This is a genomic window from Streptomyces sp. NPDC006610, assembly GCF_040611575.1.
Lineage (GTDB): Bacteria > Actinomycetota > Actinomycetes > Streptomycetales > Streptomycetaceae > Streptomyces.
The window spans coordinates 23,644-46,453 of record NZ_JBEXOP010000031.1 but is presented as its reverse complement, the minus strand read 5'-3'; the positions used below and the strand labels follow the sequence as shown (position 1 = coordinate 46,453).

Here is a 22,810-nt window from a genome sequence, read left to right as displayed (position 1 = left end):
TTCGTTCACCGCAAAGCCGCCGCCCGGTCCGCCAGGCGTGCGTAGAGGCGCGGCAGCTCCTCCTGTGCCGCGCGGGCCCGCTCGCGCTCCTGGCCGTGCAGCAGCCCCCAGGTGAAGCCGGGCTCTCCCGAGACCTGCGCCGCCACCGCCAGGTCCCGCAGGGCGTCGCGGGCCACCACGCCGTCCTGGTGCGCGCCGAGCCGCTTCTGCAGGGCCTTCGCCCCCTTGCCGAGCCGCCCCGCCGGCCTGCCGAGCGCGGGGCCGGCGACGTCGGCGGCGTACCGGACCTTCTTGGCGGACTTGCGCGCCTGGTGCAGGGCGGCGTCGCGGTCGCGGCCCGGCGGCAGCTCCAGCGCCCGCTCGACGCGGCCGGCCAGACGGTCGTACTCCTTCAGGACCGCCCGGCCCAGCACCTTCCGGGTCCCGCGGCCGGCCTTGCGGCGCAGCGGCGGATTCTCGGTGAGGTCGGCCAGCGCGTCCAGCAGCCGCAGGTACCGGGGCGAGGACAGCGCCTCCAGGGTCCTCGCCCGCGTCCCGGCGCCGCGCGCCACCTCCCACGCCTTCAGTCGCGCGGCCACCGGCCCGAGGACGAGTTCGTCGGGCAGCGCGGCCAGATCGGCGCGGATCCGCTCGCCCAGCACCTCCTGGTCGCGCTGCGCGCCCAGCTCGCCAGCCAGCCACCGCAGTTCGGCGCGGACCGGGTCGGTGACGCGGCGGTCGAGCACGGAGCGGTAGGAGCGCAGACAGCTGCGCAGCCGCCGGCAGGCGACGCGCAGTGAGTGCACCGAGTCGGGCAGATCGCGCCGGACGGCCGGGTCGGCGGCCACCAGGGCGGCCGTGTGCTCCCTCAGATAGGCGACGACGTGCCCGCCGGGGGAGTCGCCGGCCGCCGGGTGCTTTCCGGACGCCCGGTCCGCGACGCGCAGGGCCCGGGCGAGCTTGGACGGTCCGGCCGCGCGGGCGACGCCGCTCTTGCGCAGCTTCTTGTCCACGGCGTCCAGCAACGCCGGGTCCGCCCCCTCGGCCAGCTCCACCTCCAGCTCGGCCCACTCCATGGGCTCGTCCTCGCCCGGCAGGGCGTGCGCCCGCACCCGGTCCAGGCTCAGCTCGGCCAGCGGGCCGCCGTCCCGGTCCAGGAGCCGCCGCACCGCGCGGGACGAGCGGATCCGCGCCACCGGCCGCAGCCCGGCCCCCCGGGTGCGGGACAGGACCAGCTCGCGCAGCGCGTCCGGAACCGCGTCCGAGAGGGGCGCGCCGACCTCCTCACGGCTGTCGCCGCCGAGCGGCAGCTTGAGGTGCCAGCCGGCGTCGGACCCGCCCGTCCGGCGGCGCAGGGTGACCGAGGCGCGCGCCAGCCGCAGGTCGTCGGTGTCGTAGTAGACGGCGTCCAGTTCCTCGGTGCGGGGGTCGGACACCGAGTGGACCGGCCCGGCTCCGGCCAGGTCGGGCAGCCAGGCGGCGCCGTCCGGTGCGGAGATGTCGTACTTTCGCTCTGTCTCGCGTTTCGACGTCATGACAAGCCCCTGATCCCGATGGGCCGGATCAAACCCCGAACGCCGGGAACAGCCCGTTTCGTCACATGGTGGAGTACGGCGGCAGCTCGCGGCGCGCCGGAGCGAGCGCCCAGCGGATGCCCGCGGTGAGGGCGCTGCCGAGCGGGCGTACGCACAGACCCTCGGCCGGCGGTATCCGGGGCAGCCGCAGCTCCCGCGACGCCCATACGGGCAGCAGCGACACCGCGTTCGCGGCGATCACCCCGTACGGGAGCCGGGCGGCCAGCGGAACCGGCGGGTTCAGCAGCAGGAAGCGTGCGGCGCTCAGCGCCTGGCCGGTGGCGCGCAGCTCGGGGCGGTAGGCGGCCAGCCGCTCCCGGAGACCCGCGAGGTCCCTCGGCGGGTCCTCGACGCCCAACTCCTCGGCCACGCGCGCCATGTCGGCCACGTAACCGTCGCAGCCCTCCGCGTCCAGCGGGCGCTCGCCGTAGCGCTGGTGGGCGCGCAGAAAGCTGTCGACCTCCGCGATGTGCACCCAGCACAGCAGGTGCGGGTCCGCCGCGCGGTACTCCTGCCCGTCGGGCGTCGTGCCGCGCACCTTCTCGTGCACCGCCCGCACCCGCGCGCAGATCTCCTCGGCGCTCTCGGCCGTTCCGTAGGTGGTGGTCGCCAGGAAGGTGCTGGTCCGCTGGAGCCGGCCCCACGGGTCGCCGCGGAAGCCGGAGTGCGCGCTCACGGCCGCCATGGCCAGCGGGTGCAGCGACTGCAGCAGCAGGGCCGACAGGCCGCCGATGAACATCGAGGCGTCGCCGTGCACCCGGCGCACGGGCCGCTCGGGGCCGAACCAGCGCGGTCCCGGCGTGCCGTGGATGCGGGCCCGGTTCGCCGGGCCGTCGGGACCGGCGACGCGGGTGAAGATCCCCGCGCCGAGCCGCTCCCGCAGGGCGAGCGTGGACAGCTGTGCCATGGGAGGTTCCTCCCGCGTCGAGGGCCTGAAGGCGACAGTACGCCGTCGGACGCGCCCGGCCAATGGGCCCCGGCGGACCGTCCCGCGCCTGCCTGGCCGCGGGCCCAGGGGGTACACGCGCCGTACGCGCGTCGTACCCGAGGGGCGCCGGGAAGGGAGCATCGTGGAGGACTCGTCGCTGCGCGCAGTGGGCTGGGCGCGCTCGCTGCCGCTGAACAGCGAGGTGAAGGCCGCCCGCGACTGGGCGCGCCGTCACCTGGACCAGCTGGGCTGGACCACCCGGGCCCCGGAGACGGCGGACGCGGTGCTGCTGACCGTCTCCGAGCTGGTCACCAACGCCCACGCCCACGCCCACAGCACCGCTCAGCTGGTGATGACCTGGGACAACCCCTGTCTGCACATCTCGGTGCACGACAGGTCCAAGGAGATCCCGGCACCCCGTCCGCCGAGCACCGAGGGGCTGGGCGGACGGGGCATGTTCCTCGTCGACGCGCTGGCCGACAGCTGGGAGGCGCGCCCCTGCCCGCACGGCAAGACGGTCACGGCCTGCTTCCGGCTGCCCGACGGGAGTTGACACCCTGTCGGGACACGGCACAGGGCGGTGAACCGAGGTCCCACTCGGTTCACCGCCCTGTGCCGTACCGGGTCTCCGCCGGAGCGGAAACCACGCCCGGCGGCGCGGAAGTGACCAATCGTCAGATCCGGCCGCCGGTGAGGCGGGTCAGGGGGCCGTGCGTGTGCCGTCCCGCCCGGCGGCCCACCGCGTACGACGCCGCGCTCAGCGCCGTCAGTCCCGCGCCGACGCCGGCCGCGACCAGTCGGCGGTTGGCGATGACCGTCCAGGCCGTCCTCGCCGTCGCGGCGACCTGTCCGGACGCCGTGACCACCGCCTTGCGCCCGGCCTCGACGCCCTTCGCCGCCGTCTGCACGGCGGCCGAGGCGGTGTCGGCGGAGCGCTCCGCGCCGGACTTCGCCGCCGACGCGGCGTCGTCCGCCTTGGCGGTGGCGGTCTTCGCCGCCTTCGCGGCGGGTGCGGTCGCCTTCTCCGCGGTGCGTCGGGCGCCGGAACCGCCTGCCGGCTTGGCCCCGGCCTTCTGATGCGTACCTTCGTTCGGTTCACTCATGGACAACGCCTTGCCGCGCGCCGCGACGCCAAACGCGTCGCGGCGGGCGGCTTCCGTCGGCCGTCCGGCTCCCGGGGCACGGGAACGGGACGAGTTTCTGCGAACGTTCGGAAGGGGGCCGTTCGCGGTCTGGCGGACGCGCGTAGATTTCGGGCACCATGCTTCCTGCACGATCTCTGACATGTACCTGACGCAGGAAGGGTCACCATGCACACCCTCAACGCGCTCAAAAACCCCAAGCGATTGCGGATCCGGTCGATCCTCACCGCTCTCGCGCTCGTCGTCGCCCCCGGGGCCATGGTCGTCGGTGGCGCCGGCGAGGCGTTCGCCGTCACCAAGATCAGCCACGCCACCGCCACCTCGATGTTCCGTGAGGTCGGCATCACCTGGTCGTCCTCGGGCGGATGCTCCGACCGCAACAACCCCACCTGCACGTCGTTCGAGCAGCTCAACCTCGCCAGCGCCCAGGGCGCCCAGACCCTCAAGCGGGCCAGCGGCTGCGCGCTGAACATCACCGGCGGCACCGAGACGGGGCACGCCTCCGGCACGTACTCGCACTGGAACGGCTACAAGCTCGACTACAGCAAGTACACCTGCATCGGGAACTACATCAAGAACACCTTCACCTACATCGGCGTGCGCGGCGACGGCGCCCCGCAGTGGCGCTCCGGCTCCGGCAACATCTACGCGGACGAGGGCAACCACTGGGACGTCCTGTACTACAACTGCGGCGGCTGCTGAGGTCGCCCCGGCCCGTGGACGCCGGCCGCCCCGGTGTCCACGGGCGCGTGCGCCGACGGGACTGCTCAGGCACGCGTTCCCGTCCGGTCCCGGCGGGACAGCAGGCGCTGTGCCGCCGACAGGCCGGGCGGCCGATGGCGGCGCAGGGCGGCGCGGGCCGCGTTGGCGCCGGGGGCGCCGTGCACGCCGCCGCCCGGATGCGCCCCGGCGGAGGCGAGGAACAGGCCGCGCACCGGGGTCTCGGGGCGGCCGGTGCCGGGGACCGGGCGGAAGAACAGCTGCTGGTGCATCGCGGTGGTGCCGCCGTTGATCGCGCCGCCCTTGAGGTTGCGGTCGAGGGCCTCCAGGGCCGGCGGGGCGAGGATGCGGCGGGCCCGGACGCGGGAACGGAAGCCGGGGGCGAAGCGCTCGACCTGGCGCTCCACGCGGTCGGCCATCCGCTCCTGCTCGGCGGCGTCCCACGCCCCGGTCAGCCCCTCCTCCCCGGCGTCCCCGGTGACCTCGTGCGGGACATGGGTGTAGGCCCACGCGGACTCGGTGCCCTGCGGTGAACGGGTGGCGTCCGCGGTCGTCATCTGGCCGAACAGGGCGAACGGCCGGTCGGGCACCTCACCCGTCGCGAGCTGGGCCGCGAACCGGGTCAACTCGGCGACTCCGTCCGCGAGATGGACCGTCCCGGCGCCCGCCGCCCGCTCGGCGCGCCACGGCACCGGCCCGTCCAGCGCCCAGTCGACCTTGAACGTGGCGAAGTCCCACTGGAAGCGCCGCAGGTCGTCCGGCAACTGGGGCGGAAGTTCCGACGGCGCGAGGAGTTCGCCGTACAGTGCGGGCACCGCCACGTCGGCGAGCACGGCGCGCCGGGCGGCGACCGTCTCCCCGCCGGCCGTGCGCACACCCACCGCCCGGCCCTGGCGCACGACGATCCGGTCGACGCGCTCCCCGCAGCGCAGGGAGCCGCCACGGGAGCGCAGCCGGCGCACGAGCGCCTCGGTGAGCGCACCGGCGCCCCCGGCCGGGGCGGGGAAGCCGTAGGTCTGTCCCAGCATCGACATCAGCCAGCCGTAGCCGCCGCTGCCCGCGGCCTCCGGGGCGAGATCCGCGTGCAGGGCGTTTCCCGCGAGCAGGAGCCTTCCGCCCTCGCCCCGGAACTCCTCCTCCCCGAGCCTGCGCACCGGCAGCACCATGGTGCGGGCCATCCGCAGCCCGCCCGCGCCGCGCAGCCGGGCCGCCAGCCGGAGCCCCGAGCGGACCGGCGGGAACGGGGTGAACAGGGCCTCCAGCAGATCCGGCCGCAGCCGTTCCCACACCGCGTGCAGCCGGCGCCAGGCGTCCCCGTCGCCGGGCGCGAAGGCGTCCAGCGAGGCGGCGGTGACGTCCAGCGTCCGGTCGAGCACCGCGCAACTACCGTCGGTCAGCGGGTGGGCCAGCACGTGCGGGGCGTGGCTCCACCGCAGGCCGTGCTCCTCCAGGCGCAGGCCCGCCACGACCGGCGAAGCGGCGGCGAGGGGGTAGAAGGCGCTGCACAGGTCGCTGACGAAGGCGGGGTCGACGCCCCGGTCGTGCCGGACCGCGCCGCCGGGTTCGGGCTGTTCCTCCAGGACCTCCACGCTCCAGCCGGCGTCGACCAGCAGGTTCGCGGCGACCAGCCCGTTGGGCCCGGCGCCGACGACGACGGCGTCAGGCATGCGCGCCCCCCGGCTGCCCGGAGACCGCCGCGTCCTCCTCCCGTTCCTCCTCCTCGCACACGGCGGCGAGCCGGGCGAGCATGGCGCGGTGCCGCAGCTGGATCAGCGCCTCGACTCCCACGTTGTGCAGGGTGCCGCCCACTCCCTGGAGGGGATGCTCGTCCACCACGACCAGGCAGTGCCGGCCCCAGGGCCGCAGTTCGATGGCGATCCGCGCGGTCCCCAGGATCCCGGCCCGTGCCTCCAGCTCCAGCACGGACCCGGGCTCGCAGTGCCGCACCACGGTCTCGTTGGCGACCTGGACGGGACCGAGCCGCACCGTGTAGCCGATGGCGGAGTCCACCTCCGGCCACCGGCCGCGCCGCGGCCGGGTCTCCGACGTGCCGACCACCCATTCCGCGTAACGGTCGCCGTCCGCGAGGACGTTCCACACCGTCCGCGGGTCGGCCTTGATGAGTCGATGACGAACAGCCACCCGGTCCTCCCGAAGCACACCCGAGGTCTCGTGCCACGCCGAGTGCCCCCCGCACGGCGATGCCAACCGGAGCACGCCGCACGGGCCGGCGTCACCGTCGGTGCGAGACCGCCAGTTCGACCAGGTGACGCCGGGTCACCCGGCCGCCGTGTCGCCCGTCGATCAGGCCCGCGACACAGGCGAGCAGCCCTTCGCGGGCGGCGTGGGGAAGGGCCCGGTGGCCGGAGTAGGTGCGCAGCAGGTCCAGATAGGCGGAGGTGCCGTAGGTGAGGTCCTGCTCGTAGCGGCGCAGGACCGTCGGCCCGAACCTGCCGCTGCGGGCCACCTCCGCCGTGTGGTCCGAGGCGTCGACGTCGGCGGCGTCCGGCGGCACGAGCCCGGGCGGTGTGGCGGGGTCGAAGCGCTCGTAGCAGCGCTGGACCTCCACGAAGAACGCCTCGGTTCCGCCCCGCACATGCTGGGTCCGCACCACGGCGAGCGCCCCGCCGGGACGCAGCGCGTCGGCGGCCCTGGCCACCCGCACCGCCGGGTCGATCCAGTGGAACGCGGTCGCCGAGACGACCGCGTCGAACGGCTCCCGGGGCAGCGGCCAGCTCTCGAACCGAGCGGTCACCACCTCCGCCGCTCCCGCCCCGGCCCCGGCCAGATTGCGCCGGGCGACCGCGGCGAGGTTCGCGCCCGCCTCGACGGCCGTGATCCGGTACCCCCGCTCGGCCAGCGGCACCGTCGCCTGCCCGGTCCCGCACCCGATCTCCAGCACCCGGCTGCCGGGGCGGACGCCCGCGAGTTCGGCGAGGTCGTCGTACAGCTGCGGCGGGTACCCGGGCCGCGCCCGGTCGTACAGCTCCGCGTCCTGGTCGAAGGTCCGGCCGAGCAGCGCCCGCCGGTCCTCGGCGGGCCGGTCGTCACGTCGCGGGCGGGGGGTACCGTCGGCCATACGGGGGAGCCTACCGACGGCCCTCGCCGTCCGCCCGCCCTCCGGCGCCGAGCCGCCCCGTCGGCCGCAGGGCCCCGCGCTCCTCGACGCGTGGCAGCTCATGGCGCGCGACCCGCAGCACCACCGGCGGCAGCGCGCCCCGAGCCGTCTGGGCCAGACGCAGCCACGAGGGCACGTAGACGGCGGTACGGCGGCGTTCGACGGCGCGCGCCAGCCGGGCGGCGACCGGCTCCACGGGGAGCACCCGGCGCAGCGGCGGCGGCATGTGGCCCCGCAGCTCCCGCATCACCGGCCGGCGGTCGGCGTCGCGGATCATGTCGGTGTCGGTCCAGTTGAGGTAGGCGATCCCGACGGCCACCCCTTGGTGCGCCACTTCGGCCCGCAAGGCGTGCGCGAAGGCCTCGACGCCCGCCTTCGAGGCGCAGTACGCACTCATCATGGGGACCGCGCCGATCGACGCGAGGCTCGCGACCTGGAGGAAGTAGCCGGAGCCGGCCACCAGGTCCGGCAGGAACGCGTGGGCGGTGAACGCGCTCCCGGTCAGGTTCACGTCGATCACCCGCCGCCAGGCGGCCGGGTCGCTCTGCCCGAACGGTCCGCCCTGCGCGATCCCGGCGTTGGCCACGACGGCCGACGGCGGCCCCAGCAGCTCCCGCACCTCGCCCGCCGCCCGCTCCAGGGCTGCCACGTCGGTGACGTCGACGGCCACGCACACCGAGGCCGTGGGCAACGAGGCCGCCACCGCCTCCAGCCCCCGCCGCTCAGGTCCGAGCAACGCCACCCGGGCCCCTCGCCCCGCCACCTCCCGCGCCAGCGCGGCCCCGATTCCCCGGGCCGCCCCCGTCACCACGACGGTGCGGTCCCGCAGGGGACTGTTCGGCTGGTTGGCCACGAAGTTCCCGGTAGCCACGGATCGGGAGGTCAAACGGCGGCGCGGGTGCGTACCTCCGACCGGAGTACGCCCCGACGTCACTACGTGCAACGGTTCGTGACGTCGTGTAACAGTCTGCGTATGATCACATGGCGAAACGACAAGCGGTCATGGCGACATGACAGGCAGACAGTGCGCGACAAGCAGGCCGTGCGCGCCGCGGTGGTGACGCTCGCGGCGGCGGCCGTGCTCGGCGTGCCGCTGAGCGCGCAGGCCGCGCCGGCCGGGGCCGACTGGGACGCCATCGCGCGGTGCGAGTCCAGCGGGAACTGGCGGGCCAACACCGGCAACGGGTACTACGGCGGGCTGCAGTTCGCGCAGTCCAGCTGGATCGCGGCCGGCGGGCTGCGGTACGCGCCCCGTGCGGATCTCGCCACGCGCGCCGAGCAGATCGCCGTGGCGGAGCGGCTGGCCAGGATGCAGGGGATGTCGGCCTGGGGATGCGCCTGAGCGCGTCGCAGGGGTGAGCGAGCGGCCGGGGGCCCGGGTCGGGGCGGTCCCGGCCGCTCGCTCGTTCCAGGGGTGGCGAGAGGCGCTTGCGGCCGTGCGTCCCGTCCCGTGCGGCACGGGCCGCGGCCGCCGTCGGCGAAGCGTGGCCGGGCGGGGGCCGGCGAGCCGGGGTGAACGCCGGCGAACGTGCGTGAACGACGGTGAACGGGCGGATGCCGCCCCGGCGTCGAACGGAACGCAATAGTCCACACACGGCACGGCATAGTCCACGCCCGGCGTCCTACGCTCACAGCGAGCCTCAGCAAGAGCCGACCGCGCGGCCCCGGTGGTGCACCCCCCCACAGCACGTCACCTCTCCGGAAACCCCACGGATGGAGATCCACATGCGCAGGACGAGCGCACGGTTCACCCTGGCCGGAACCGCCCTGGCGACCGCCGTCGCCATGAGCGTCATCGGTTCCGGCACCGCCACCGGTGTCACCCCCGCGGAACCGGTGACGGCCGCTGCCGCCGGTCCCATCGGCTTCGGAGCCGCCACCACCGGTGGCGCCGGCGGCAGCACGGTCACCGTCTCCACCGCCTCCGCCTTCACGGCCGCGGTGCAGAGCAGCACCAAGCAGATCGTCCAGGTCAACGGCACGATCTCGCTGTCGTCGATGACGAAGGTCGCCTCCAACAAGACCATCGTCGGCGTCGGCACCGCCGGCCGGATCACCGGGAGCGGGCTCAACCTGTCCCGGGTCAACAACGTGATCATCCAGAACCTGACGTTCACGGGGTCCAACGACGACGCCATCAACGTCGAGTACTCGACCAACGTCTGGATCGACCACAACACCATCTCGGGCGCCTACGACGGGGCCGTCGACATCAAGCGCGCCTCCAACAACATCACCGTGTCCTGGAACCGCACCCACAACCAGAACAAGAACATGCTGCTCGGCCACTCCGACAGCAACGGCTCCGAGGACACCGGCAAGCTGAAGGTGACCTACGTCAACAACTGGTTCGACGGCACCAACCAGCGCAACCCGCGCGTCCGTTTCGGCAACCCGGTGCACGTCCTGAACAACTACTTCAGCGACATCGGCGACTACGGCGTGGCGTCCACCGAGAACGCGGGCGTCCTGGTGGAGGGCAACTACTTCGAGAACACCGACGACCCGTACCACCTCGGCGAGGGCGACTCCGGCCCGGGCTCTCTCGTGGCGCGGAACAACCACTTCGTCAACTCCGGGTCCGGGCAGGCCGGCGGCAGCGTCGCCGCCATCCCGTACAGCTACACCGCCCAGTCGGCGTCCACCGTCAAGGCCACGGTGACCGCCGGGGCCGGCGCCGGCAAGATCTGAGCCGCTCCAAAGGCGGGACCGGCGGCGCGACGGCCGCCGGTCCCGCCGTATGCCTTGCCGCATCCGACCGCCTCGTCTAGGTTTCCCCACCCGGCCCGCCGGCGCCGTCGCCGGCGACTGCCTGGCCGAGGCCGACCGAGGGAGCGCCGATGCCTGCCGAACCGCACGGGGCGGCCGGCGGACCACGGCGGTCGCTGACGATCGGGCTGCTCACCGCGAACATCCACCTCGGCGTCGGCGCCACCTTGTGGTCCGGCGTCCGCGCCGCGGCCGAACGCGGCGACGTCAACCTCGTCTGCTTCCCCGGCGGCGACCTGCGCCGGGGCGACCTGCCGCGCAGCGCCCTGTACGACCTCGTCGGCCCCGCCCGTCTCGACGGCGTGGTCTGCTGGAGCTCGACCATCGGTCTGCCGTCCTCGGGGGCGCGGGCGCGCGCACTGATGCGGCGGCTCGCGCACATGCCGGTGATCAGCCTCAACCAGCCGCTGAGCGAACAGGCGGACGTGCTGTCCATCGACTCGCACGCCGGGATGCGCAAACTGGTCGGCCATCTCGTCGCCCGCCACGGATGCCGCCGCCCCGCCTGCATCCGCGGCCCGCTCGCCAACCCGGTCTCCGAGGAGCGCTACCGCGCCTACGCCGACGCCCTGCGCCACCACGGCATCGAGCGGGAGGCCACGCACGTCGTCGCCGCCGTCGACTTCGCCGCGCCGGGCGGCGCCTCGGCGATGCGGGTGCTGCTGGACGCCCGAGGGCTCAAGCCCGGGGTGGACTTCGACGCGGTGGTCGCGTGCAGCGACGTCCTCGCCGCCGACGCGCTGCGCCTGCTGACCGAACGCGGGGTGCGGGTGCCCGAGGACGTGGCGGTCGTCGGATTCAACGACTCGCCCGAGGCCCGGCTCTGCGACCCTCCGCTCACCTCGGTGGCGCTGCCGTTCGCCGAACTGGGCGCCCTGGCCGTCGACACCCTGGTGGCCCGGCTGCGCGGCACCCGACCGCCGGACCGCACGACCATCCCGGCCACCCTCGTGCCGCGCCGGTCCTGCGGCTGCCGCTACCCGCCCGGCCCACACGTCGCCGCACCGCTCGACCGGTCCGACCGCAACGACCTGACCGCCCGTCCGGCGCTCGGCTGGGCCGCGCTGGACGCCGTACTGCCCTCGGCCGGGTCCCGGCTCGCCGCGGCCTTCCACGCCGACCTCGCACCGGTCCCCGGTCCCGGCGCCGGCGGGGGAGCGGCGGCCGAACCGGACGACTCCACGGGCGACTTCCTGCCCCTGATCGAACGGTTGCTGCGCGGCCGGGCCCGCACCCAGGCCGAGGTCGACCGCTGGCACCAGGCGCTGGAACGCGCCCGCCTCGGCGTCGTCGACGCCCTGCCCACCGGGCAACGCCGCGACGCAGAGGCCCTGTTCGGGCGAGCGCGGCTCATCGCCGCCGAGCGCTCGCGCGCCCTGCTCGAGTACGAGCGCTGGACACAGGCCCAGCGCGCCCGCCGATTAAGGGAGTTCGGCACGGCCCTGACGACGGTGGTGGACCTCGACCAGCTCTCCGGCGTCCTGGAGCGGCACCTCGCCCAGCCGGGCGTCCCGCACTGCCGGATCGTCCTGCACGAGCAGGCCGCGCCCGGCTCGGCGCCGCCGGTGCGCGGCATGGCCCGGCCCCTGCTGACCCGCGCCGAAGGGCAGGTGCTCGGACACTCCGGGGTGCTCGACAGCCCGCCCTTCTCCGCCGCCCTGCTCCTGCCCGACGATTTGCTGCCGACTGGCCGGCGGTTCCGGCTGGTCCTCGAACCCCTCCACATCGGCGAGGAACAGCTCGGCCTCGCCGTCTTCGACGCCACCTCCAGCGAGGCCGCCGACCACGACGGCGCCCTGTACCGGGAGCTGGGCGACCAGATCAGCGCGGCGCTCAAGGGCATCGGCCTGTTCGACGAGGTGCGCCGGGCCCGTGACGCGGCCGAGCAGGCCAGCCGGTTCCAGACCCGGCTCCTCGCCCATGTCACCGGGGAACTGCGGGAGCCGGTGGAGGCCATGCTCGCGCGCGACGGCGACGACCCGCGGACCGTCCTCGCGGCCGTACGCCGGGACGCCGCCCGGCTGCTGCACCTCACCGACAACCTTCTCGACCTCGCCCGCTCGGAGGCCGGCGACCTCGTGCTGGCCCGCCGGCTCCTGGACCCGCTGCCGGTGCTGGAGCGGGCCTGCGCCGAGGCGGCCGGCTCCCTGCCGCCGTCCGCCGCGTGGTCGGCCGCTTTGCCCGCCCGGCTGCCGTCGGTCCCGGCCGACCCGGTGCGGCTGCGGCAGATCCTCGTGAACATGCTGACGGCCGCGGCGGACCGCGCGTCCCCGGCGGGCGTGGAGGTGTCGGCCGACTGGTCGCCGTCCGGCGTACGGGTCACGGTCGCCGTACCGGGCGCGGGGGCCGCGCCGGGCGCCGGACACCGGTTCGACGTCGGCCTGGGCGCCGCCCGACGGCTGGCGATGCTGCACGGCGGCTCCCTGACCGGCGCCGGCTCGCCGGACCGCGCCGAGTACGTGCTGGAACTGCCCCTGCCCTCGCCGGACGGGCACGCCCACCCGTCCGCCACGGGGGACGGGCCCCTGCTGGTCGTATCCCCGGACGAACCCGCCCCCGGCGACGGCGAGCGGGCCGCGGCGGAGCGGCTGGAGGACGCCCGCGATCCCGTGTCCCTGGTGGAGCACCGGCCGCCCGCCGCCGTCGTGTGGCAGGCGCGGCCCGGCCGGCCGCGGGAGTGGCGCACCGTGCAGCGCCTGCACGACCATCCGGCGCTGCGGCACACGCCGTTCGCGCTGTTCGGCGCGGCCGGCGCGGATCTGCGGGACGCCCTGCGGGCGCTGCGGCCCGACGGTCTGGCCGAGCCGGTCGTGGTCGCCGGCCGGTCGCGGGAGTCCCGGGAGGCGCTGCGCCGGCTCGCCGAGGCCGCGCTGCCCGGTCACCCGGCCCGCGTGGTGGCCGACGCGGCGACCGTGCTGGCGCTGGTCGCCGAGGAAACGCCCCGACTGGTGCTGCTGGAGCCCTCGCTGCCCGACATGCACGCGCTGGACGTGGTGGACCGGCTGCACGACGGCGCGGGGCGGGCGCTGTGTCCCGCGGTCGTCGCCGGCCACGAGGGGATCACGGCCGCCGACGCGCGACGGGCCCGGCCCCATCCGGCGCTGCTCCTGCTGGACCTGGACGTGTTCGCGCCGCACGAGGCGGCGGCCCTGGTACGGAATCTGGCGGGCCGGGACGGCAGCCGGCCGGCGCGGGTGCGGGCGGTCGTGGACGACGCCCTGGTGTATCTGTACGAGCACTACCGCCGGCGGATCTCCCGCTGGCAGGTGGCCCAGGCCGCCGGTGTCAGCCCCGATCATCTGGGCCGGCTGTTCCACCAGCGCTACGGCCTGACGGTGTGGGAGTACCTCACCCGGCTGCGGGTCCGCCGCGCGGCGGAGCGGCTGCGCTCCAGCGAGGACAGCGTGCAGAGCGTGGCCCGCTCGGTGGGCTTCGGCGACCGCGCCTATTTCAGCCGGGTGTTCCGCCGGATAACCGGGGTCGCCCCGCACTTCTACCGCGAGGACCGCGCCTCGGGGCCGACGGCGGCGGGCCGCTGAACCGGGACGTCCCGGCTCAGCGGCCCGCGCGGACCGGCGGATCTCAGCCGTGGTAGTTGATGTACCCGTTGCGGTCCGGGTCGTCGGCGGTCCGGGTGTAGGAGTGCACGTCGGCGCGTGCCCCGGACGGCTTGTAAAAGTAGATGGTGTCCTTGTCGTTGTTCCACATGAAGTTGCAGTTCTGGCGGTAGACGACGTTGTCCGCGTCGGAGTTGGTGCCGCGTCCGCCGCGCAGCTTGACGTAGTCGCCGGGCTGGAGCTTGTGGCTCGAGGAGAACGTGTACCGGTTGCCTGCGGCGTCCTTGACGACGTAGCCCTTGAGGTCGACGGTCGTCCTCGACGAGTAGTTCTTGATCGTCAGGTACTCGGCCCTGGTGTTGCCGGTGGTGCAGCTGTTGGAGTCCGAGCCCGGGGCGTCGTACTGGATGCCCTTGATCTTCAGGGACGACGAGTACTCGGCGGCCTGCGCCGGGGCGGCGGTGACGCCCGCGACGGCGCAGGCCGCGGCGGCGACGGCCAGGGCATGACGTATGCGCATGAGGAAATCCCCCCTCAGTGGTGCGGATGAAGCGCCTGGAGCATACCGAAAATGTGATCGGCCGATGACGGTGTGGTGTGAAAATCGTGAAGATCATGTTCCGGAGGTTTGGCCGGACTCGTGCCCCTGTCTGCTGTCCGACCTCTGCCGACCCGCCCGGCCGGCCGCCGCCCCGGTCGCGGCGGTGGAGAGCGGCGCGACCGTCCTGGGAAGGATCGGATGCGCCGGACCGTACCGGAAGTAACCCGGGGGCGGGACGCGGGCCGGCGGTACACGCCGCCGGCCCGTAAACATGCCCGCATTGTCAGTGCCGTGGGGAAGAATGACCGATAGTCAGATCAACATCGGCTGGGACCGGGTAGGCGGTCTCTCACCCGCTTCTCGGAAAGGCCACCGCTGATGCCGCCCACCGCACTGTCCAGGACCGGTTCCCAGGCACCGGTGAGCCGGGCCGGCGCCGACGTCCTGCGCATCGTCTCCGACCCGGCCACCCCCGTGTTCGTCACCGTGCACGTCGGCGGACGCCGCAGATACAGCTACTGGCAGCCGCTCGACCCCGCCACGGGGCGGGGGAGCTGCTACGTGGCGCTGCCCACCGCCGTCTGCGACGAGCTGCACGCCGCCGGCCGGATCACGCTCGGGGAGCCCGTCGTCGATCCGACCAGGACCGTCTACCGGGTCCGCGCCGTGCGGGTCCCGGCCGCGCCGTCCGTGCGCGCCGTGGCGCCGCCGCGGCGCCGCGCGGCCTGACCGGGGGCCGGCCCCGCGGCGTCAGTTCTGGTAGGGCTGCTGCTGCGGCTGCCCGTAGGACTGGCCGGGGCCGCCCGCGGCCTGTGTCTGGAGCTGCTCCGCCTGCTCCTGGGTGATCCGCTGCTCCGCGCCGCAGAACGTGCACTGCGTCGCGTACTTCGTGGAGAACGGGAACAGCGGCACGAAGAACAGGGTGAACTTCGAGACGTGCTTCCTGAGCGCGTGGGCGGAGGGATTGCCGCACCGCCCGCAGACCAGGGTCACCATGGCGAGCTGGTAGAGGTACCCCTTGGTGCCAAATATGATCATGCTGTCGGTCCTTTCAGGGCGAGCGGGCTCATGGCAACAGTCTCACGCCTGCCCTCCGGGGCGTCGCGTCACCCGCGCTCCGGGACGCGGCGGAACGCCCAGTCCATCCGCGGTTCCATCGCGAAACGGAAGACCCGGCGGACCGGCGCGGTGCACAGGGCGGTCACGAGCACGGCGGCCACGACGCTGACGGCGATCGAACCGAGCGGGCTGTGCGGCCAGGCATGGTCGGACCAGTGCCAGTGGTTGGCGGCCTGGAGGAAGAAGCCGTGCAGCAGATAGCCGTACAGGGTGCCCGCGCCCAGCGCGGTGAACCAGGTGTGCCGGCCGGGGACCAGGGCGAGGAAGCAGGCGGCCAGGACCGCCGAGCAGGCGAAGAGGGCCAGGGTCATCAGCGGCCCGTACCAGGACGGCACGCCGAAGGCCTCGGCGCTGGAGCGGTGGAAGAACCAGGCGTAGTCCATGCGCGGGACCGCCCAGTAGGCCACGACGAGCCCGCACAGCAGGACCGGCGCGGCGGCCAGCCGCACTTCGCGGCGGCGCAGCAGCCGGAAGTGCTCGGGCTTCAGGCACAGGCCCAGTACGAAGTAGGGCAGGAACTGCAGGGCGCGCTGCAGATCGAGGTCCTTGCCGATGGACGGCGACAGCGTCGCCAGCGCCGCGACGGCCAGCGCGACCGGCAGCGGATACCGGATCGCCTTCCACACGGGGGTGGTCAGCCGCCAGATGAACAGCGCCGCCAGGAACCACGTCAGATACAGCGGGTCCAGCAGCGTGACGGAGCGGTCCGGCTCGCCGTCGGCCCACCTGGTGAACAGGGTGTACGCCGTCTCGAAGACGACGTAGGGCACGACGAGCCCGGTGACCAGGCGCTTGATCCTGCCCGGGCTCGCGTCGAAGCCGCGCGAGAAGTAGCCGGATATGACGATGAACGCCGGCATGTGGAAGGCGTACACGAACATGTAGACGGCGGTGACGGTACGGCTCTCGGACCGCAGCGGCTCCCAGGCGTGCCCCATCGCCACCAGCACGATCGCCAGGTACTTCGCGTTGTCGAAGAACGCGTCGCGCTGCCGCCCGGGCCGGTCGCCCCGCGCGGGCGCGGCCTTGTCCCCGGTCGTGCCGTCGGCCGTGCTGGCCATGGTCCTGTCGCCCTCGGGCGTGGCGCCGCGGGGCGTCGGTACCGCCGCGAGTTCGTCGTTCGCGGCCTTCGTTGTGTCGCTCATCACTTCCCCTGCCCAACACCGGTGGAACTCGCGCAGAACAATACGCGTCTCGCAGGGGTCCAAAACGAGGCGTGGAAGTGAGGCATCCCAGGCTCCTGACCACTTCGCGTCGGCTCAAACCAGGTATTCACCGAGTCGTACTTGACCGATCGTTCCAGATCGCCCTAGGGTCACGGCATGGCAAGGACCAAGGAGTTCGACCCCGACGCCGTGCTGCAGTCCGCTTTGGAGCTGTTCTGGCGGCGCGGCTACGAGGCGACGTCCATGGCGGACCTCGTCGAGCACCTCGGCATCGGCCGCGCCAGCATCTACGCGACCTACGGCAACAAGCGGGAGCTGTATCTCAAGGCGCTCGACCGGTACGCCGAGTCGCGCGACCCCGACCTGCTGGACCTGTTGTCCCAGCCGGGGCCGGCGCTGCCCGCCGTGCGCGCGGTGGTGCGGCGGTTCGCCGCCGAGGCCGCCGACGACGCCCGGCGCCGCGCGGGCTGCTTCGTCACCAACACGGCCGCCGAACTCGCCCCGCACGACCCGGCGGCGGCCCGCCGGGTGGCGCTGAGCTGGGAGCACCTCGAAACCCTGCTGCACTCGGCCCTCGTGCGCGCCCGGGCCCGGGGCGAACTCCCCGGCGACCGCGATCCCCGGGCGCTGGCCCGCATGCTGCTGGTCCTCATGCAGGGACTGCGCGTGGTCGGCAAGGCCTCCGACGACCCCGCCCGCGTCCGCGACGCCGCCGAGCAGGCGCTCGTGCTGCTGGACTGAGCCCGGCCGCCCGGCCGGCCTCCGGAACGCTCCACAGGGCCTCCGCTTTTCACCCATGTCCTTATTCTGAACCGAACGGTCAAAAATTGGGGGAGATGTGACCGCGACCCGTCCGGCCGAGGAACCGCCGCTCGCCCGTCCCGGGCGGGCGACGCACCTGCCGTTCGCCCTCCTGGGCGCGATCCAGGTCACGCTCGTGTTCACGCTCGCCTCGATCGCCGTGCCGCTGCCCGCGATCGGCTGCCGGTTCGGGCTCGACCGCGAGGAACTGGTACTGCTCAGCGCCGCCTACGGGCTCGCCTTCGCCGGACTGCTGCTGCTCGGGGGACGCCTCGCCGACCGCTACGGCGGCCGGCGCGCGCTGATCGCCGGGCTCGCCCTCTTCGGCGCCGCCTCCGCCCTGGCGCCGTTCGCCCCGGGGCACGGCCCGCTGCTCGCGGCCCGGTTCGCCCAGGGCGCGGGTGCGGCCGTCGTGGCGCCCGCCGCGATGGCGGTGCTCCGGGTCCTCTTCGCCGAGCGGTCCGCGTACCGGCGTGCGACGGCCACCTGGGGCGGCCTGTCGATGCTCGGCGCCACGGCGGGCAACCTGCTGGCGGGGATCGTCTCGGCGCTGCTGTCCTGGCGCTGGGCGCTCGCCGCACCGCTGCCCGTGACCGCCGCCGCCCTCGCCCTCGCGCCCCGCGTCCTGCCGCCCGCGCCCGCCGGGACCGGCCGGCCCGCCGGTCTGGACGTGCCGGGCGCCGTGCTCGCCACCGCGGGCATCGCGGCCACCAGCTACGGCCTGGTCATGACCGACGCCCGGCCATGGGCCTCGGCCCCGGTCCTCGTCCCGACGGCCGCCGGCGCCGTACTGCTCGTCCTCTTCGTCCGGGCCGAACGCCGGGCGCGCGACCCTCTGCTGCCGCCCGGGTTCCTGCGTGACGGACGGCGGGCGTTCGGGCTGACCGCCACCGGGCTGACCGCGGCCGGGACCAGCACCGTGTTCGTGCTGTTCTCACTGCACCTGCAGAACGGGCGCGGCTGGTCGGCACTGGAGACCTCGGCGGCCTTCCTGCCGTTCGCCGCCGTGCTGCTCGTCGGCGCGAGCGGCGCCGGGCGGCTCGTCGCACGCCACGGCCCGGCGGCCGTCACCGCCGCCGGACTGGCCGCCGGCGCCGCGGGGCTCGCGCTGCTCGCAAGCCGGGGCCTCGATCCGGACGTCCCCTACGCCCACGGCATCCTGCCCGGCTTCCTCCTGCTGCCCGCCGGGGCCGCCGCCTCCTTCGCGGGAGCCGCGGTCCTCGCCACCGACCGCGTGCCCGCCGCACGCACGGGGCTCGCCGGGGGACTGCACAACACCGCGATGGAGGCCGGACCCACCGTCGGCTTCGCCGTACTGCTCGCCGTGGGCTCGGACGCGGCGAGCCTCGCCGCGGCGGCCCTGCTGTTCGCGGCGACGGCCCCGGCGGTGCGCCGCGCCGGCCGCTGACCCGACCCCACCGGCGTACCGCGCGCCGGACCCCGATCCGCTCGCTCGCACACTCCGGAACCGGACCGCCCACACCAACCCGCCCACACCATGAGGAGCCCCATGTCCCACAACCGCTTCACCGACCGCACCGTCCTCGTCACCGGCGCCGGATCCGGCATCGGCCGGGCCGTCGCCCTCGCCTTCGCGGCCGAGGGAGCCCGCGTCGTGGCGGCCGGACGGACCGGGGCCGCGCTCGACGAGACCGTCTCCCTGGCGCAGCGGGCCGGCGGCACCGCGCTCGCCCGCCGGGCCGACGTGACGCGCGCCGCAGACCTGGAGGCGCTGGTGCGCGAGACCGCCGAACGCTTCGGTTCGCTGGACGTCGCCGTGAACAACGCGGGCGTCTTCCGCGGCGGGCCGCTCGCGGACCTCGGCGAGGACGACTGGCAGGCCCTGCTCGACACCAACGTCACCGGCGTCTTCCACGCGATGCGCGCCGAGATCCGGCAGATGCGCACCCAGCCCCGCGGCGGAGCGATCGTCAACGTCGCCTCCAACCTGGGGGCGCACAAGCTGGTGCCCGGCACCACCGCCTACGCCGCGTCCAAGGCGGCCGTCGCCGCGCTGGCGCGCGGGGCGGCCCTGGAGTGCGTCGGCGACGGGGTGCGGATCAACGCCGTCAGCCCCGGCGCCACCGACACCGCCATGTCGCTGCACCCCGGCGAGACCGAGGCCGAGCGCGCCGTCCGCATGAAGGCCCAGTCACCGCTGGGCCGGCTCTCCACCACCGACGAGGTGGCCGCGGCCGTGCTCTACCTGGCCTCGGACGCGGCGGCCTCGGTGGTGGGCGCCGACCTGGTGATCGACGGGGGCGCCGGGCTGTGACCCCGTAAAACGGTATGGCCGCGTGCGGTCGGCGCACTACGATCCGAGCCGCCGACCGATCAAGTGGGGGACCGTGGAACACGACTGGCAGCTCCGTGTCGACCGAGCCATCGACTGGGCGCGGGGGTGGCTCGGCTCGACCGAATACACCACGCGCTGCCTGGCCTTCGTGGAGGACGCCTACGAACGCTCGGGCGACGTCGAGGTCTTCGGCGGCGACTTCGCGCACGAGTCCGCCGAGCTGTACGGGGCCCGGCACCGCACCGGCACGCCGCCGGCCGGCGCGTTCGTCTTCTACGACACGACCGGCGAACTGGCGGGCATCCGGCAGAACTGGGGCCATGTGGGGCTGTGCGTCGGCGACGGCCGGGTCGTCCACGCCTGGGACCGGGTCAGGATCGACCACCACCTGGAGATCCCCGGACTGTCGTCGCCTCCGGGGTGGGACGCCCCGGCCCGCGCCGGATGGGCCCCGGTCGAGCGGGTCTTCCAGGGGGCTCGGGCCAAGGACTGGACGGCGGAGGGCGAGCCGGCCGAGGCCGCACGGCGCATGATGGCCGCCCGATGGTCTTGCAAGCCGCCATCAGGCGCGTGAACTGCAGTTTTTCGTTGACGGGCAAACGATGTCTGAAAATACCTTCATCGGTTTGCGCAAGAGTCGTCACCGGCGCAGGATGACGCCGCCACAACACGTCGCGCCGCAACGGAGCGGACCCGGCGACAGCCGACACTTCCGTCCGACTTCGGAGAACCGCCATGCCCAGCCTTCAGCTCCGCGCCGTACTCGCCACCACCGCCGTGGCCGGCCTCCTGACCGCCCTGTCCGCCGGCCACGCCATGGCCGACGGCGACTCCACGGTCCCGGAGTGCGTCCACCACCACAGCGACTGGCGCTACACCTCCGTCGTCAACGACTGCGCCGTCACCGTCGACGTCACGGTCGAGTACACCGACGGCCAGACGGTGCCCTGCCGCACCGTCGCCCCCGGCGCCTGGGCGACCTTCCCCGGCTACGGCACCACGTCCAACTACGTCACCGGGTTGCGCGCCTGCACCCCGGCCTCCTGAACGGCCGTACTCGTCATCGGCGAACCGGCCCCCGCACGCTGCGGGGGCCGGTTCGCCCGTTGTCGCCCTGTCCCGCCGGCCCGTTCAGCGCGGCAGCCGGCGCAGGGCGGCCAGGAGCCGGTCCACGTCCTCGTCCGAGGTGTACGGCGCCATCCCCACCCGTACGCCGCCCGCGTCCCCGAGCCCCAGGTGGCGTGAGGCCTCCAGGGCGTAGAAGTGGCCCGCCGGGGCGGCGACGCCGTGCTCCGCGAGATGCCGGGAGACCTCCGCCGGCGCCAGGCCCGCCACGGTGAACAGCAGGGTCGGGGTGCGGCGCGCCGCCCGCGAGTACACCGTGACGCCGTCCAGTTCCCGCAGCCCCTGCTCGACCCGCTCGCGCAGCCGTACCTCGTGCGCCTCCAGCGCCTCGAACGACGACAGCAGACGGGAACGGCGGTCCCCGTCCGCGCCCGGCGCCAGGCCGGCGAGGAAGTCGACCGCCGCCCGAGCCCCGGCCAGCAGTTCGTACGGCAGCGTGCCCAGCTCGAACCGCTCGGGGACCGCGTCCGTGGACGGCAGCAGCTTGTCCGGCCGCAGCGTCTCCAGGAACTCGGGGCGGGCCGCCAGCACGCCCAGATGCGGGCCGAGGAACTTGTACGGCGAGCAGACCAGCGTGTCCGCGCCCAGCGCGGCCAGGTCGACGGGCAGGTGCGCGGCGAAGTGGACGGCGTCGACGTGGAACAGGGCCCCGGCCCGGTGCGCCACGTCCGCGACGGCGCGCACGTCCGGGCATGTGCCGGTCAGGTTGGACGCCGCGGTGACCGCGACCAGCCGGGTCCGCGACGACAGGGCGTCCTCCACGTGGTGGGGACGCAGCTCGCCCGTCGACGGGTCGAAGTCCGCCCGGCGGACGGAGGCGCCGACCGCCTCCGCCGCCTGGACCCAGGGCCGGATGTTCGCGTCGTGGTCGAGCCGCGACACGACCACCTCGTCCCCGGGCCCCCACTCCTTGGCGAGCGTGCGCGCCAGGTCGTACCCGAGCTGGGTGGCGCTGCGCCCGAAGACGATGCCCCGAACCTGCGCGCCCAGCAGATCGGCCAGGGCGCCGCGGGCCTCCTGGACGATGGCCTCCGCGTTGCGCTCGCCGTCGGTGCCCTGCCCGCGGTTGGCCAGCGGGCGGGTCAGCGCCTCCGTGATGGCGTCGACCACCGGCTGCGGGGTCTGTGTCCCGCCCGGTCCGTCGAACCGGGCCGTGCCGGACTTCAGGGCGGGGATCCGCGCACGGATCGCGTCGACGTCGAGGACCATGGGAACTCCAGTGCCGGAGGAACGCGCTGCCCGCCCATGATCGCAGGCGGAGGCGGAAAGGGGGTTGTGGGAACGATTCCAACTCTGCACGATGCTGGCGTGACCTCCTCTGCCTTCATCCGCCCGTATGCGCCCGGGGACCGGCCGGCCCTCGACGACATCTGCGTGCGCACCGCCCACAACGGCCAGGACAGCCGGCCCTTCTACACGGACCCGAGCGTCTTCTCCGCCACTTTCGCCCTGCCCTACGCCGAGTTGGAGCCCGAACTGACGTTCGTGGTGGACGACGGGCGGGGGCAGGCGGTCGGCTACATCGTCGGCACCGCGGACACCGCCCGCTTCGTCGAGGCATTCCGCGACCGGTGGCTGCCCCTGGTGGCGGACCGCTATCCGGAACCCAGCGGCCCGCCCGCGACGCCCGACGAGCGGATCGTCGTCCTCCTGCATCACCCCGAGCGGATGATCGTGCCCGAACTCGCCCGTCATCCCGCCCACTTGCACATCGACCTGCTGCCCGACTGGCAGGGCCGCGGCCTGGGCCGGAAGCTGATGCGGACGTTGCTGAAGGCCCTGCACGACCGGGACGTACCGGCCGTGCACCTGGGCATGTCGCCGGCCAACACCGGCGCCCGTGCCTTCTACGACCGGCTCGGCTTCGAGGAGATAGCCGTCGCGGACGCCGTGGACGTCACGTACCTCGGTCGCCCGACGAGCGGCTTCGACCGGCTGTGACGAGCGGCTTCGACCGGCTGCGACCGGGGTGAAC

General features: G+C 74.4%; 23 protein-coding genes. 12 read left to right on the top strand and 11 right to left on the bottom strand.

All coding sequences use genetic code 11. The features are described 5' to 3' along the window. Positions 1-5 precede the first annotated feature (5 nt). Both ABZY13_RS23725 and ABZY13_RS23720 read right to left on the bottom strand, forming a co-directional pair. Positions 6-1,514, bottom strand: a complete 1,509-nt coding sequence (locus ABZY13_RS23725) for a CYTH and CHAD domain-containing protein (RefSeq protein WP_356633914.1) — start codon at positions 1,512-1,514, stop codon at positions 6-8. A gap of 61 nt (positions 1,515-1,575) precedes the next feature. Continuing rightward, a complete protein-coding gene (locus ABZY13_RS23720) occupies positions 1,576-2,460 on the bottom strand; it encodes an oxygenase MpaB family protein (protein WP_356633912.1) in 885 nt (294 codons plus the stop codon). Positions 2,461-2,623: 163 nt separating this feature from the next. On the opposite strand from ABZY13_RS23720, the gene ABZY13_RS23715 reads away from it, so the two are divergent. After that, the gene (locus ABZY13_RS23715; RefSeq protein ID WP_356633910.1) at positions 2,624-3,034 is read left to right on the top strand and encodes an ATP-binding protein; all 411 of its coding nucleotides are present in this window, start codon (positions 2,624-2,626) and stop codon (positions 3,032-3,034) included. A 121-nt stretch (positions 3,035-3,155) separates the two neighbouring features. Here ABZY13_RS23715 and ABZY13_RS23710 read toward each other — a convergent pair whose 3' ends face one another. Beyond that, a complete protein-coding gene (locus ABZY13_RS23710; RefSeq protein WP_356633908.1) occupies positions 3,156-3,584 on the bottom strand; it encodes a hypothetical protein in 429 nt (142 codons plus the stop codon). A 207-nt stretch (positions 3,585-3,791) separates the two neighbouring features. Here ABZY13_RS23710 and ABZY13_RS23705 point away from each other — a divergent pair, with 207 nt between their 5' ends. After that, positions 3,792-4,325, top strand: coding sequence for a hypothetical protein (locus ABZY13_RS23705; protein ID WP_356633906.1), 534 nt, complete (start codon positions 3,792-3,794; stop codon positions 4,323-4,325). Positions 4,326-4,390: 65 nt separating this feature from the next. Here the strand turns inward: ABZY13_RS23705 and ABZY13_RS23700 are convergent, their stop codons facing one another. The 4 genes from ABZY13_RS23700 to ABZY13_RS23685 all read right to left on the bottom strand — a co-directional run bounded on the left by ABZY13_RS23700 (position 4,391) and on the right by ABZY13_RS23685 (position 8,332). After that, a complete protein-coding gene (locus ABZY13_RS23700; RefSeq protein WP_356633904.1) occupies positions 4,391-6,010 on the bottom strand; it encodes an NAD(P)/FAD-dependent oxidoreductase in 1,620 nt (539 codons plus the stop codon). Then, positions 6,003-6,485: an SRPBCC family protein gene (locus tag ABZY13_RS23695; protein WP_356633902.1), complete on the bottom strand. Its 483-nt coding sequence runs from the start codon at positions 6,483-6,485 to the stop codon at positions 6,003-6,005. Before ABZY13_RS23695 ends, ABZY13_RS23700 begins: the two co-directional genes overlap by 8 nt. A gap of 91 nt (positions 6,486-6,576) precedes the next feature. Then, positions 6,577-7,422: a class I SAM-dependent methyltransferase gene (locus ABZY13_RS23690; RefSeq protein ID WP_356633900.1), complete on the bottom strand. Its 846-nt coding sequence runs from the start codon at positions 7,420-7,422 to the stop codon at positions 6,577-6,579. A gap of 10 nt (positions 7,423-7,432) precedes the next feature. After that, positions 7,433-8,332 (bottom strand): SDR family oxidoreductase, encoded by a 900-nt coding sequence (locus ABZY13_RS23685; protein WP_356633898.1) that lies wholly within the window; start codon positions 8,330-8,332, stop codon positions 7,433-7,435. Positions 8,333-8,434: 102 nt separating this feature from the next. On the opposite strand from ABZY13_RS23685, the gene ABZY13_RS23680 reads away from it, so the two are divergent. The 3 genes from ABZY13_RS23680 (at position 8,435) to ABZY13_RS23670 (ending at position 13,769) form a co-directional block, all read left to right on the top strand. Then, positions 8,435-8,803, top strand: a complete 369-nt coding sequence (locus tag ABZY13_RS23680) for a transglycosylase family protein (RefSeq protein ID WP_356633896.1) — start codon at positions 8,435-8,437, stop codon at positions 8,801-8,803. 383 nt (positions 8,804-9,186) lie between these two features. Next, positions 9,187-10,152, top strand: coding sequence for a right-handed parallel beta-helix repeat-containing protein (locus ABZY13_RS23675; protein WP_356633894.1), 966 nt, complete (start codon positions 9,187-9,189; stop codon positions 10,150-10,152). Between the two features lie 149 nt (positions 10,153-10,301). After that, positions 10,302-13,769, top strand: coding sequence for a substrate-binding domain-containing protein (locus ABZY13_RS23670; RefSeq protein ID WP_356633892.1), 3,468 nt, complete (start codon positions 10,302-10,304; stop codon positions 13,767-13,769). 43 nt (positions 13,770-13,812) lie between these two features. Here ABZY13_RS23670 and ABZY13_RS23665 read toward each other — a convergent pair whose 3' ends face one another. After that, the gene (locus ABZY13_RS23665; RefSeq protein WP_356633890.1) at positions 13,813-14,307 is read right to left on the bottom strand and encodes a lamin tail domain-containing protein; all 495 of its coding nucleotides are present in this window, start codon (positions 14,305-14,307) and stop codon (positions 13,813-13,815) included. Between the two features lie 399 nt (positions 14,308-14,706). Between ABZY13_RS23665 and ABZY13_RS23660 the strand changes: the two genes are divergently transcribed. Then, positions 14,707-15,057 carry a hypothetical protein gene (locus ABZY13_RS23660; RefSeq protein WP_356633888.1) on the top strand — a complete coding sequence of 117 codons (351 nt, stop codon included), beginning with the start codon at positions 14,707-14,709 and terminating at the stop codon, positions 15,055-15,057. Positions 15,058-15,078: 21 nt separating this feature from the next. Here ABZY13_RS23660 and ABZY13_RS23655 read toward each other — a convergent pair whose 3' ends face one another. After that, on the bottom strand, positions 15,079-15,366 hold the full coding sequence (locus ABZY13_RS23655; RefSeq protein WP_356633886.1) for a zinc-ribbon domain-containing protein: 288 nt from the start codon (positions 15,364-15,366) through the stop codon (positions 15,079-15,081). A gap of 68 nt (positions 15,367-15,434) precedes the next feature. Then, a complete protein-coding gene (locus ABZY13_RS23650) occupies positions 15,435-16,508 on the bottom strand; it encodes an acyltransferase family protein (protein ID WP_356633998.1) in 1,074 nt (357 codons plus the stop codon). A 261-nt stretch (positions 16,509-16,769) separates the two neighbouring features. Between ABZY13_RS23650 and ABZY13_RS23645 the strand changes: the two genes are divergently transcribed. From ABZY13_RS23645 to ABZY13_RS23625, 5 genes are all read left to right on the top strand, one after another. Next, positions 16,770-17,354 carry a helix-turn-helix domain-containing protein gene (locus ABZY13_RS23645; protein ID WP_356633884.1) on the top strand — a complete coding sequence of 195 codons (585 nt, stop codon included), beginning with the start codon at positions 16,770-16,772 and terminating at the stop codon, positions 17,352-17,354. A 97-nt stretch (positions 17,355-17,451) separates the two neighbouring features. Then, positions 17,452-18,822, top strand: a complete 1,371-nt coding sequence (locus ABZY13_RS23640; protein ID WP_356633882.1) for an MFS transporter — start codon at positions 17,452-17,454, stop codon at positions 18,820-18,822. Between the two features lie 102 nt (positions 18,823-18,924). Next, complete coding sequence (locus ABZY13_RS23635; protein ID WP_356633880.1) at positions 18,925-19,689, top strand: glucose 1-dehydrogenase; 765 nt, start codon at positions 18,925-18,927, stop codon at positions 19,687-19,689. A 73-nt stretch (positions 19,690-19,762) separates the two neighbouring features. Beyond that, a complete protein-coding gene (locus tag ABZY13_RS23630; RefSeq protein WP_356633878.1) occupies positions 19,763-20,284 on the top strand; it encodes an NlpC/P60 family protein in 522 nt (173 codons plus the stop codon). 161 nt (positions 20,285-20,445) lie between these two features. Continuing rightward, the gene (locus tag ABZY13_RS23625) at positions 20,446-20,757 is read left to right on the top strand and encodes an alpha-amylase (protein ID WP_356633876.1); all 312 of its coding nucleotides are present in this window, start codon (positions 20,446-20,448) and stop codon (positions 20,755-20,757) included. Positions 20,758-20,841: 84 nt separating this feature from the next. Here ABZY13_RS23625 and ABZY13_RS23620 read toward each other — a convergent pair whose 3' ends face one another. After that, positions 20,842-22,044: a cysteine desulfurase-like protein gene (locus ABZY13_RS23620; RefSeq protein WP_356633874.1), complete on the bottom strand. Its 1,203-nt coding sequence runs from the start codon at positions 22,042-22,044 to the stop codon at positions 20,842-20,844. A 99-nt stretch (positions 22,045-22,143) separates the two neighbouring features. Between ABZY13_RS23620 and ABZY13_RS23615 the strand changes: the two genes are divergently transcribed. Then, positions 22,144-22,776: a GNAT family N-acetyltransferase gene (locus ABZY13_RS23615; RefSeq protein WP_356633872.1), complete on the top strand. Its 633-nt coding sequence runs from the start codon at positions 22,144-22,146 to the stop codon at positions 22,774-22,776. The last annotated feature ends 34 nt before the right edge of the window (positions 22,777-22,810 follow it).